Annotated in this window: 12 protein-coding genes and 1 pseudogene; 7 read left to right on the top strand and 6 right to left on the bottom strand. The window is 67.2% G+C overall.

The features are described from left to right. Positions 1 to 115 precede the first annotated feature (115 nt). Positions 116 to 751 (bottom strand): hypothetical protein, encoded by a 636-nt coding sequence (locus tag AB0C34_RS11985; RefSeq protein ID WP_357070309.1) that lies wholly within the window; start codon positions 749 to 751, stop codon positions 116 to 118. 433 nt (positions 752 to 1,184) lie between these two features. On the opposite strand from AB0C34_RS11985, the gene carD reads away from it, so the two are divergent. The 6 genes from carD (at position 1,185) to AB0C34_RS12015 (ending at position 5,963) form a co-directional block, all read left to right on the top strand. Continuing rightward, positions 1,185 to 1,673, top strand: coding sequence for an RNA polymerase-binding transcription factor CarD (gene carD, locus AB0C34_RS11990; protein WP_011206964.1), 489 nt, complete (start codon positions 1,185 to 1,187; stop codon positions 1,671 to 1,673). 2 nt (positions 1,674 to 1,675) lie between these two features. After that, positions 1,676 to 2,395, top strand: a complete 720-nt coding sequence (ispD, locus tag AB0C34_RS11995; protein ID WP_357070311.1) for a 2-C-methyl-D-erythritol 4-phosphate cytidylyltransferase — start codon at positions 1,676 to 1,678, stop codon at positions 2,393 to 2,395. A gap of 2 nt (positions 2,396 to 2,397) precedes the next feature. After that, positions 2,398 to 2,865 carry a 2-C-methyl-D-erythritol 2,4-cyclodiphosphate synthase gene (gene ispF / locus AB0C34_RS12000; RefSeq protein WP_357071298.1) on the top strand — a complete coding sequence of 156 codons (468 nt, stop codon included), beginning with the start codon at positions 2,398 to 2,400 and terminating at the stop codon, positions 2,863 to 2,865. Positions 2,866 to 2,929: 64 nt separating this feature from the next. After that, entirely contained in the window at positions 2,930 to 4,336 is a 1,407-nt protein-coding gene (cysS, locus tag AB0C34_RS12005) for a cysteine--tRNA ligase (protein WP_357070313.1), read from the top strand. Continuing rightward, positions 4,336 to 5,319 carry a 23S rRNA (guanosine(2251)-2'-O)-methyltransferase RlmB gene (gene rlmB / locus AB0C34_RS12010; protein ID WP_357070315.1) on the top strand — a complete coding sequence of 328 codons (984 nt, stop codon included), beginning with the start codon at positions 4,336 to 4,338 and terminating at the stop codon, positions 5,317 to 5,319. The genes cysS and rlmB overlap by 1 nt, the downstream gene beginning before the upstream one ends. A 365-nt stretch (positions 5,320 to 5,684) precedes the next feature. Further along, positions 5,685 to 5,963, top strand: a complete 279-nt coding sequence (locus tag AB0C34_RS12015; protein ID WP_357070317.1) for a DUF4190 domain-containing protein — start codon at positions 5,685 to 5,687, stop codon at positions 5,961 to 5,963. Here AB0C34_RS12015 and AB0C34_RS12020 read toward each other — a convergent pair. Both AB0C34_RS12020 and AB0C34_RS12025 read right to left on the bottom strand, forming a co-directional pair. Then, positions 5,960 to 6,769, bottom strand: a complete 810-nt coding sequence (locus AB0C34_RS12020) for an enoyl-CoA hydratase-related protein (protein WP_357070319.1) — start codon at positions 6,767 to 6,769, stop codon at positions 5,960 to 5,962. The two genes, AB0C34_RS12015 and AB0C34_RS12020, sit on opposite strands and share 4 nt — an antisense overlap. Before the next feature lie 60 nt (positions 6,770 to 6,829). Continuing rightward, positions 6,830 to 8,002 (bottom strand): acyl-CoA dehydrogenase family protein, encoded by a 1,173-nt coding sequence (locus tag AB0C34_RS12025; protein ID WP_357070321.1) that lies wholly within the window; start codon positions 8,000 to 8,002, stop codon positions 6,830 to 6,832. A gap of 156 nt (positions 8,003 to 8,158) precedes the next feature. Here AB0C34_RS12025 and AB0C34_RS12030 point away from each other — a divergent pair, with 156 nt between their 5' ends. Continuing rightward, positions 8,159 to 8,287, top strand: coding sequence for a hypothetical protein (locus tag AB0C34_RS12030; RefSeq protein ID WP_357070323.1), 129 nt, complete (start codon positions 8,159 to 8,161; stop codon positions 8,285 to 8,287). Positions 8,288 to 8,358: 71 nt separating this feature from the next. Here the strand turns inward: AB0C34_RS12030 and AB0C34_RS12035 are convergent, their stop codons facing one another. From AB0C34_RS12035 to AB0C34_RS12045, 3 genes and pseudogenes are all read right to left on the bottom strand, one after another. Beyond that, the gene (locus tag AB0C34_RS12035) at positions 8,359 to 9,228 is read right to left on the bottom strand and encodes a metal ABC transporter permease (protein WP_357070324.1); all 870 of its coding nucleotides are present in this window, start codon (positions 9,226 to 9,228) and stop codon (positions 8,359 to 8,361) included. Between the two features lie 185 nt (positions 9,229 to 9,413). Further along, positions 9,414 to 10,280, bottom strand: a pseudogene (locus tag AB0C34_RS12040) (ATP-binding cassette domain-containing protein); the annotation flags it as partial. Positions 10,281 to 10,283: 3 nt separating this feature from the next. Then, positions 10,284 to 11,147: a zinc ABC transporter substrate-binding protein gene (locus tag AB0C34_RS12045; protein WP_357071301.1), complete on the bottom strand. Its 864-nt coding sequence runs from the start codon at positions 11,145 to 11,147 to the stop codon at positions 10,284 to 10,286. Between the last annotated feature and the right edge of the window lie 41 nt (positions 11,148 to 11,188).

Here is an 11,188-nt window from a genome sequence, read left to right on the forward strand (position 1 = left end):
CGGCGGCCGAACGCCGGGCGAGTCGCGCCCGTGCTGAATGTCACGACGCCGACGATCGTCACGATGTCCAATCGCATGACCGAGTCCGGGCTGCCGAACAAACACAGCCGCACCCTCAGGATTCGTGCCGTTCGGTCTTTGTTCCGGCGTCGACTGGGACCTGGACCTGGACAGTGCCGTTCTGCTTGAAGTCGAACGAGACGCTGTAGGTCAGGCCGGGGATGATGTCTTTGTTCAGGCCGGTGATCTCGATCAGGATCGGGTTGGCTTCGGGGTCATCGGAGGCAGGTTGGGCGCCGTGGTTGCCCGCGTCGTGCGCGGAGGCCGCGGCCGGCGCGTTGTTCGTCGGCTCGGCGGTGGCGACCACGGTCTGCTGGGGGGTGACCTGGACGGTGGATTTGCCCGCCGTCGGGGTGATCTTCACCGTGCCGAGGTCGGTGTCGATGCCGGTCAACTCATCGGCGACGGACTCGCTGGTGTTGATGATGGACAGCGCGACAATCGCCTTGCCGCCTTTGCTGTTGGTGTACGCGCCGCCTTCGGAGGGAAAGACGATGTGCACGTTGCGCAGCGCGATGCTGTCGGCCTCGGCGTGGGCGCCGTTCACGGCGGAGGCCTGGTCCGCGGTCTGCGAGATCTGGCCCGCGCCGCAGCCGGACAGTGCGATCGCCGCTCCGGCGGCGAGTGCGGCAACTGTCACCATGCGACGTCGCGCCCCCTTGGGGGCGGTCACAGTTTTCAGGGCAGTCACGGGTTGTCCCTCCATGTCGACCGGGCTCGGCTCCACCGGGGAGCGTAGTAACTAGGGAGCGTAGTAGTTCTGTTCGCGGCTCGGGCGCGCGGGCTGTGCCAACTCGTCCCCCGCTGTCGCTCGTCTTCCGCGACCGCGCGGTTTGTTCCGAAATGCCGCGGGCGTGAAGTTGTGGCCAGTTCGGGCCACGACACCCCGGTGTTGGATAACAGTTCGGTCGAGCTTCGGAAGTGACACGGAAAACGCCCGGTCGCCGCAGGTGCTGTGACCGTGACCGAGCCTGCCGATAACTCGTTCTGGCACAACGTAATGCACACCGCCTAGCTTCTGTCAAGCCCCGCGGTTGCCTCGTTGTGGCCCTGACCTGCACAGTTGATCGCGCCGTTATCGAGTCGCATGTTAAACTGTGAACATCGAAAGGGGCACGGGACACATGATTTTTAAGGTCGGAGACACCGTCGTTTACCCCCACCACGGAGCGGCGCTGATCGAAGCAATCGAGACTCGCACCATCAAGGGTGAGCAAAAAGAGTATCTGGTCCTGAAGGTCGCCCAAGGCGATCTGACTGTTCGGGTTCCCGCGGAAAATGCCGAATACGTCGGCGTACGGGACGTCGTCGGCCAGGAGGGTCTCGATCGGGTCTTCCAGGTGCTGCGTGCGCCGCATACGGAGGAGCCGACCAACTGGTCCCGCCGCTATAAGGCCAACCTGGAGAAGCTCGCTTCCGGCGATGTGAACAAGGTTGCCGAGGTCGTTCGCGATCTGTGGCGTCGGGAGCAGGACCGCGGCCTGTCCGCTGGCGAGAAGCGCATGCTCGCCAAAGCTCGTCAGATCCTCGTCGGTGAGCTCGCGCTCGCCGAGGGCACTGATGATGGCAAGGCCGAGACGCTGCTCGACGAGGTGCTGGCAGCGGCTTCCTGACCGTGAACACACCTGACCACGGTGTCCGTTCTGACGGACCCGTCGTTGCTTTGGTGCCTGCCGCCGGTCGTGGCGTGCGTCTGGGTGAATCCATACCCAAGGCGTTCGTCACGGTCGGCGGCACGCCTATGGTCCGGCTCGCCGTCGAAGGCTTGATCGCCTCCGGCGTGGTCGATCGGATCATCGTCATGGTTCCCACCGAACTCGTCGACAGCGCCGTTGCCCTGCTGCCGCCTTCGGGTTCGGTGCAGGTGGTCGTCGGCGGCGCCGAACGTATCGACTCGGTACGGGCGGGTGTGGCCGCAGCACCCGACGCCGCCTATTTCCTCGTGCACGACGCCGCGCGTGCGCTCACACCACCCGAGCTGATCGCCCGGGTGGTAGCGGAGTTGCGCACCGGCCATCGCGCCGTGATCCCGGGTCTCCCGGTCACCGACACCATCAAGGCCGTCGACCCGACCGGCACGGTGACCGGCACGCCGGACCGCGCGCAGTTGCGCGCCATCCAGACACCACAGGGTTTCGCCGCCGAGCTACTGCGCTCGGCCTACGCGGCCGAGGGAGTCCAGGCGACCGACGACGCGGGACTCGTGGAGAGGTTCGGCGTCCAGGTCCGCACGATCCCGGGCGACCCGATGGCGTTCAAGATCACCACTCGGCTCGACCTGGTGCTCGCCAACGCGGTGCTGGACGGCGCGGGCATCCAGGCGGTGGCGCCGTGAGCATGCGCGTCGGCATCGGCAGCGATGTCCACCCGGTCGAGTCGGGCCGTCCCTGCTGGATGGCGGGTTTGCGGTTCGACGGTGAAGACGGTTGCGCGGGCCACTCCGACGGCGACGTCGCCGCGCATGCGTTGTGTGACGCACTGTTGTCCGCGGCCGGTCTCGGCGACGTCGGTGCGGTATTCGGTACTGGGCGTCCCGAATGGGAAGGCGTCTCCGGTGCGGCCATGCTGGAGGAAGTACGCAGGCTGCTCGGCGAGGCGGGCTTCGAGGTGGTCAACGCGGCGGTCCAGGTGATCGGCAATCGGCCCAAGATCGGGCCGCGACGCGCCGAGGCGCAGCAGGTGCTCGGGGAGCTGCTCGGCGCACCGGTTTCGGTCTCCGGCACCACCACTGACGGTCTCGGGCTGACCGGCCGGGGCGAGGGAGTTGCCGCGGTGGCGACCGCCCTGCTGCAACCCTGTCGTTGATCCAGCTCCCGCGGATCAGAGCCGGTCCGTGAACGCCCTTATATACCAGCTAGGATCGACTGCCGTGACTCTGCGCCTCTTTGACACCGACACGCGGACCATGCGCGACTTCGCGCCTTTGGTCCCCGGCCGTGCGTCGGTGTACCTGTGTGGCGCCACCGTGCAGGGGAAGCCGCACATCGGCCATGTGCGCAGCGGAGTCGCGTTCGACGTGCTGCGGCGCTGGTTGCTCGCGCACGACTACGACGTCTGGTTCATTCGCAACGTCACCGATATCGAGGACAAGATCCTGACCAAGGCCGCCGAGGCGGGCAGGCCGTGGTGGGAGTGGGCCGCTACGCACGAGCGCGCTTTCGACCGCGCGTACGAACTGCTCGGTGTGTTGCCTCCGTCCGCGGAACCCCGCGCCACCGGGCACATCACCCAGATGGTCGAGATGATGCAGCGGCTGATCGACCGGGGCCATGCCTATGCCGCGGCCGGCAACGTCTACTTCGACGTGGTCAGCTACCCGGGCTATGGGCAGTTGTCCGGCCACAAGCTCGACGACGTGCACCAAGGCGAGAGCGCGGGTACGGGCAAGCGCGACCCGCGCGACTTCACGCTGTGGAAGGCCGCCAAGCCCGGCGAGCCGACCTGGCCGTCGCCGTGGGGTCCGGGCCGTCCCGGCTGGCATCTGGAGTGCTCCGCGATGGCCGAGTTCTATCTCGGCCCGGAGTTCGATATCCACTGCGGCGGTATGGACCTGGTGTTCCCGCACCACGAGAACGAGATCGCCCAGTCGAAGGCGGCCGGGGACGACTTCGCCAGGTACTGGCTGCACAACGGCTGGGTGACCATGGGCGGTGAGAAGATGTCCAAGTCGCTGGGCAACGTGCTCTCGGTGCCGAACGTGCTCAAAAAGGTTCGCGCCGTAGAACTGCGTTTCTACCTGGGCAGTGCGCACTACCGCTCGATGCTGGAGTACTCGGACAAGGCGCTGTACGACGCCGCGCAGTCCTACCAGCGCATCGAGGCTTTCGTGAATCGGGTCATGGACCGGGCGGGCGATATCCCGGTGGGCAAGTGGACCGACGCGTTCGCGGCCGCCATCGATGACGATCTCGCGGTGCCGAAGGCGCTCGCCGAAATTCACCGGGTGACGCACGAGGGCAACAAAGCTCTGGAGGCGGGGGCGATCGACACGGCGTGCGACCTGGCCGGCCAGGTGCGCGCCATGCTCGGCATTCTCGGTGTCGACCCGCTCGATCCGCACTGGTACGCCCCTAGCGACTCGTCCTCCGCACTCGGTGCCCTGGATGTGCTGGTGCGTGCCGAACTCGACCGCCGTCAGCAGGCGCGGGCGGCGAAAGACTGGGCGAGCGCCGACGCCGCCCGTGACCGCCTGCATTCCGCGGGCATCGAGGTCACCGATACGGCCAACGGTCCCGAATGGGCGCTTGGCGCAGCGCAATCCGGAAAGGCCGACTGATGGCAGGCAATTCGCAGCGCAAAGGTGCGATTCGCAAGGGCGGAACCAAGAAAGGGGCTGTGGTCGGCTCCGGCGGCAAGCGTAGACGCGGGCTGGAGGGTCGAGGTGCGACCCCGCCCGCCGAGCAGCGCACCAAGCATCCCGCCGCCAAGCGAGCGGCCGTTAAAACCAAGGCTGCGCAGGGCCGTTCGACGGCTACGCGCGGTGGCGCGGGGTCTCGACCCGCGGGCCGCAAGGGTGACGACGGTCCGGAGTTGGTGCTGGGACGCAACCCGGTGGTCGAGTGCCTGCGCGCGGGTGTGCCCGCCACCGCGCTGTATGTCGCGGTCGGCACCGAGAACGATGACCGGCTGACCGAGAGCGTGCGGATCGCCGCCGACGCGGGCATCTCCATCCTGGAGGTGCCCCGCACCGACCTGGATCGGTTGAGTGCCAACGGGTTGCATCAGGGTGTCGCGCTGCAGGTGCCGCCGTATCGCTATGCCCATCCGGATGACCTACTCGCCGAAGTCCACAACTCGGGTAGCCCCGCGCTGCTCGTCGCGCTGGACAATATCTCCGATCCGCGCAACCTCGGTGCGGTGATTCGCTCGGTTGCCGCCTTCGGTGGCCAGGGCGTGCTGATCCCGCAGCGGCGCAGCGCGAGCGTCACCGCGGTGGCCTGGCGCACCAGCGCCGGCGCAGCGGCGCGGCTTCCGGTCGCCCGCGCGACGAATCTGACTCGTACGCTGAAGGATTGGGCGTCCAAGGGCGTGCAGGTCATCGGCCTGGACGCGGGTGGCGACACCACGCTGGACGAGTTCGATGGTCGCGGGCCCACCGTCATCGTAGTCGGTTCGGAGGGGAAGGGCTTGTCTCGCCTGGTCCGCGAGACCTGCGACGCGATTGTATCGATCCCGATGGCGGGACCGGTGGAATCGCTCAACGCCTCGGTCGCCGCCGGCGTACTGCTCTCCGAAGTCGCCAGGCAACGCCGGACCTGACCGCGTCTGTTCCACGTTCTGCGTGGAATCCGGACGTACCGATCGGGTGCGCATACGTCGTGTTCGGGTCCCGCGTCTGACGCCACTCGAGTTCCGGCCGTGTCGGATGAGTATCGTGTTAGCGGCGAAATCGGTTGTTGCGCATCAGTTTCAGTTGTGTCACGGATCTGCCGAGCGGGCGAAACGGGCGCGGCGCCTTGGCGTCGGGTCAACTCATCGGGTGCGCCCCGTGCTCGATCGGAACGCGTCCACCAGTTCGTGACGCACGCCTGGCGGCGCCGAACGAACGAGTGAAAAACGCGCGGCGGCAGGGGAGCCCGGCAAAATACGCGGAGAGGTGGGGGGAGCACCGTAGAATTCAGCTGGTGGTGATACCCAACCAGCCCATCGGCCAGACGATCGAGCATCCGAACGCGACGGCGGTGTTGTTCCTCGGCGCGGGGAGCCTGCTCTGCTGCGGAGTGCTCGGACCGGTGGCATGGGCACTGGGTAAGCGGGCGCTGGACCAGATCGATCACTCCGGCGGTGCGCTCGGTGGCCGCACCCAGGTGATGGTCGGGTATCTCCTCGGCATCATCGGCACCGTTCTGATGGTCATCTTCGCGGTGTTGTTCCTGCTGATCCTGTTCGGCGGCAACGCCTAGTCCAGACTGGGACGTTCCCGTTCACTCTGCACGTCCCACGCGGGCCATTCGGAGCTGATACTGCCGGTCCAGTTCGGCTGCCGACGTTCCCGGAACGCCGCCATCGCCTCGCCACCGTCGATGCTCTTGGTGACATGCTGGTTGAGGTCGGTTTCCAGCTGGCCGACCATGGTCGAACTCATCCCGATGCCCTCCCATAACAACCGCTTGGACAGCGCTACCGGTAACGGTGCCGACCCGCTGGCGAGGTCGTGCGCGACCGACAATGCCGTCGGTAGCACCTCGCCCGCGAGGAGGCAGCTGTTGGCCAGGCCCATCGCCTTCGCCTCCTCGCCGTCGAAGGTGCGGCCGGTCAACATGATGTCGGCAGCGTTGGCCATGCCGACCAGGCGCGGTAGCGTCCAGTGCGCGTAACCGTCGGCCATGACGCCGCGGCGGACCTGATTGAGGCCGTACACCGCGTCACGGGCCATGTACCGCAAGTCGCATTGCAGGGCAAGAGCGAGGCCGATACCGACCGCATGCCCGTTCACCGCCGCGATCACCGGTTTGCGCACCTGCCACGGCGGCGGGTCGATGGTGGCGCTGACCTCACCGACTCGATGGGACAGGTCCGCGCCCGCACAGAACGCGGGTGGGGTGCCGGTGATGACCACGGCACGAACGGCATCTTCCAGATCACAGCGCTGCAGTGCGGCACTCAGTTCGGCGGCCATCGTGGGGGTGAAGGCGTTCTGCTGAGCGGGCCGGTTGAGCGTGAGCACGGCGATGCTCCCAGAGACATCGACGTGCAGTTCCGAACTCATGCCAAAGGATGGTAGCCGACTGTGGCCGCCCAGGCCCCCGGGCGAAACCTCTGCCATCAACTATCCCCGCAGGACCTTGCGTCCGATCGCGTACTTGTGCACCTCGGTGGGCCCGTCGTAGAGCCGGAACGCACGCATGTCCCGGAAGATCATCTCGACCACGGTCTCGTCGCTGATCCCGATACCGCCGAGCACCTGAACACACCGGTCGGCGACCCGGAACAGCTCCTCGGAGACGAACGACTTGGCGATCGAACTCTCATGTCGTGCCTTCGCGCCGTTGTCCATCAGCCAGCATGCGTGCCAGATGGTCAGCCTGCATTGGTGCAGCGCGATCTCATTGTCGGCCAGCATGAACGAGACGCCTTCATGTTCGCCGATCGGCTTGCCGAACGCGGTGCGGGTCCGCGCGTGCTCGACCGCGATGCTCTGGGCCCGCTCGGCCGCGCCGAGCCAGCGCATACAGTGCGTCAGGCGGGCCGGCGCCAACCGCAACTGGGCATAGCGTTGCGCCTGGCCCGCCTCGCCGAGTAGCGCCCCCTTGGGCAGGACCAGGTTGTCGAAGCGGATCACGCCGTGCCCCGCGACGTAGTTGCGGTCCATCGTGTTCATCGTTCGTTCGATGATGATGCCGGGCTGGTCGCCGTCGGTGAGGAACAGGGTGGGGCCTTCGGGCAGGTGTGGGTTGGCCGCCAGCCGGGCCATGATGATCCAGGTCTTGGCGCCGTTCGCGCCGGTGATCAGCCACTTGCGCCCGTTGATGGTGAAGTTGGCGCCGTCGAAGGTCGCCTCGGTGGCCAACTGGGCGGGGTCGGAGCCCGCGCCGTCCGGTTCGGTCATGGCGAACACCGAACGCTGGTGACCGGCGACGACCGGGGCGAGGTATCGCTCGACCTGGCCTTGGTCGGCGACCCTGGACAGCAGCATCATGTTGCCCTCGTCCGGCGCCGCGCAGTTCATCGCGATCGGGCCGAGCGTGGACCAGCCCGCCGCTTCGTAGATCACCGCCTGCTCGACGTGGGTCAGCCCGCGTCCACCGAGTGACTCGGGTGCTTGCACGGTGAGCAACTTCTCGGCGCGGGCCAGTGCGACCAGTTCTTGCCGCAGGTCATCGGTCGGGCCATGCGCGGTCAGGCGTGCGTCCCGCTCGTACGGGACGATCTTGTCGATGACGAACCGGCGGACTCGGTCGCGTTCGGCGGCGAGTGCGGCGGGGATCGCGAAGTCGATCATCGTTGGTCACCATTCGTTCGGGGAACCGATGCGTCGAGCATACGAAACTGAGCGGCAGCGACTGATGTCGGCCGCCATCAAAATGTCAGGTGGACCGCGGAAACATCGTTCGGGCCGCGTTCCGGCGCACCGGCGATCCGACGTTGGCGCATCGACGTGCGCGACCTACTCGCGGCGGACGAGGGCGCGTTTCCGCGCTGGGTGGTGCGGTACCTGCGCAACGCCCGGCAGTCCGTGGTGTTCGGCGGTTCGATCCTGGTGTTCATCGCACTGCTCGCGGGCTGAACCCACGGGTACCGGCTCGGTGGCGCGGGATAACCGGACCGAGCCGAGCGGTCGGCGGGAGCCTGCCCTGCTCAGCGGGCGCGGGCGACCTGTCGTCGCCGGGTGCCGACCACCCGGCTGCCGAGGTAGATCAGGAACGAGATCGTGGTGACGAATGTCGATACCGGCACGCCGGGAGCCAGCGACAGCAGAATGCCGCCCACCGCGGCGATCTCGGCGAACACCACCGCGAGCACGGTCGCTCGCATCGGGTTCGCGGTGAGCTGTGCCGCGGCGGCCGCCGGGGTGATCAGCAGCGCGAGTACGAGCAGCGCCCCGACGATCTGCACCCCGAAGGCGGCGGTGATGCCGAGCAGCACGGCGAACACGATGGACAGCGCGCGCACCGGAACCCCGCGCGCCACCGCCACCTCCGGATCGGAGCTGGCGAACAACAGTGGGCGGTAGACGAACGCGAGTACCGCGAGCACGCCGGCGGTGCAGGCGGCAAGTAGTCCGAGGCCGTTGTTGCCGACGCTGACCACCTGTCCCGTCAGCAGCGAGAACTTCGATCCCGCGCGATCGGGGCCGAGCCAGAGAAACAGCACCGAAAGTCCGAGTCCGAACGAGAGCACCACCGCGATCACCGAGTCACGTTCCCGCGCGCGGGTTCCCAGCAGACCGAAGAGCACTGCCGCCACCACCGAACCCGCGATGGCGCCGAGCCCGACCCCGACTCCGGCCAACAGGGCGGCAGCGGCGCCGGTCAGCGACAGTTCGCTGGTGCCGTGCACGGCGAATGACATCTGTCTGCTGATGATCAGCGGACCGATCACGCCGGACAGTAGCCCGAGCAGCGCCGCGGCCAGGATCGCCTGCTGCACGAAGTCATAGGAGAGCAGGTTCACGGTGGTGGCCAGATCGAACATCTTCGTGACGATGCCGGAGAGCTTGTCGATCACGAGCGCACTCCGCTCGGATCCTGATCGACGTCTGAAAGCAACGCGGCGTCGATGGCTGCGGCTCCGGCACTGTCGAGCGGGCTTGCGATGAGGTCGTCGGTGCTGTCGGTGGGCAAAGGCGGCAGTGTGCCGTCCGCCGCGGTGACACCGGGCGCGAACCCGTCAACCGCCGCGCCGTGGCAGTGCCCGCCGGCCGGCCCCAGGGCGTCCATCGTGTCCCCGGTCCCGACGACCACCAGCCGCCCGCGCACCCGTAGCACGTCCACCTCGGTCTGATACAACTCCGAAAGTACCTGCGAGGTCATCACCTCGTCCGGCGTCCCGATCCGAAATTTGCCATCGACCAGGTACAGGACCCGATCCACCAGCGGCAGAATTGGATTGATCTCGTGGGTCACAAAAAGCACCGCGGTGTCGTGGGTGCGGCGTCGTCGATCGATCAGCTCCGAGACCAGGCGCTGGTTGGCCAGATCCAGGCTCAGCAACGGTTCGTCGCACAGCAGCACCTTCGGATCGCCGACCAGCGCTTGTGCTACCCGCAGGCGCTGCTGCTCGCCGCCGGACATGGATTCCAGTGGCGCGTGGGCGAATCGCTCCGCGCCGACGTCGGCGATGGCCGCCGCCACCTTGCGCTTGCGTTCGGCGCGCGAACGCAGCCCGAGTCCCCAACGGTGCCCGTCGACGCCGAGCCCGACTAGGTCGACGCCGCGTAACTGTACGCCCGCATCGATCGTCTTCTGTTGCGGTACATAGCCGATGTCCGGATTTCCCGTCCGGGCCGGGGCGCCCGCGATCTGTGCCGTGCCTGCGCTGAGGCCGAGCTGGCCGAGCAACACTTTCAGTAGCGAGGTTTTTCCGGACCCGTTCGGCCCGAGTACGGCGACGAATTCACCGGGGGCGACCGTGAGATGCAGCTCCTGCCAGAGCGTACGGTCGCCGAACGACAATCGGGCGGCATCCAGCCGGACGGCGGCCGAACCACCATCGAGGCTCGATGTCCGCCGCTGGTGCACTGCTTCGACGTGTTCGGTCAGCGCGGCTCCCTTGTTCATGGGTCAGTTCAGCGCGGCAGCGAGTGCCTGCGCGTTACCCGTCTGCCACTGAATGTAATCCAGCCGGTCGGGCAGGGTCTCGGTCACTTCGACCACGGTAATGCCCGCGCTCTGCGCGGTCGCGCGCAGATCTTTGGTGATCTTGTCTTGGGTCTGCACGTTGTAGACGAGTGCGCGCACCCGTTTGCCGGTCAGCAGATCTCGGGTCGTCGCGACGGCCGTGGGCGCCGGGTCGGTCTCCTGCTCGATGGCTTCTTGGAATTCGTGCGGAGTCAGATCCTCGGCCCCCGCGGCGACCAAGAGATAGTGCGCGAGTGGTTCGGTTTGCAGCACGGGTGTTCTGGGGTGTTCGGCGGCCGCCGCGGCGGTGATCGCGGTGATCGCGGTGAGTTGGTTCTTGAACGCCATCGCGCGTTCGGCGTAGGCCGCGGACTTGTTCGGGTCCAGTTCGCCGAGCTGGGCGGCGATCCGGTCGGCGACCACGCCGACGGTGCGCACGTCATACCAGACGTGCTCGTTCTCGTCGCTCTTGTCGATCCGCGACTCGAAGGCGTCGACGGTGCGTTTGTCTTTGCTCGTCACCGCCTTCTCGGCGAACTCGTCGTAACCGCCGCCGTTGTAGACCACCAGGTCGGCATCGCTGATTTCAGCCGACTCCACCGCCGAGGTTTCGTGCGAGTGCGGGTCAGCGGCCGGGTCCGCGATCAGAGATCGGACCGTGGCGTCCGGCCCCGCGATGGCGGCGGCGATAGTGCCCCAGACGTTCGTGGAGGCGACGATGATCGGCTGGTCCGAGTCTTTCGAGCCCTCGCAGGCGGTGACCGTCAGTGCGGTGGCTACCCCCACGGCGATGCCTGCGCATTTCATGGTGAATCGGGTTCTCACGCGGGGGTACTCCTGGCAGTGCT

Source organism: Nocardia sp. NPDC049220 (assembly GCF_040647855.1).
Taxonomy (GTDB): Bacteria; Actinomycetota; Actinomycetes; order Mycobacteriales; family Mycobacteriaceae; genus Nocardia.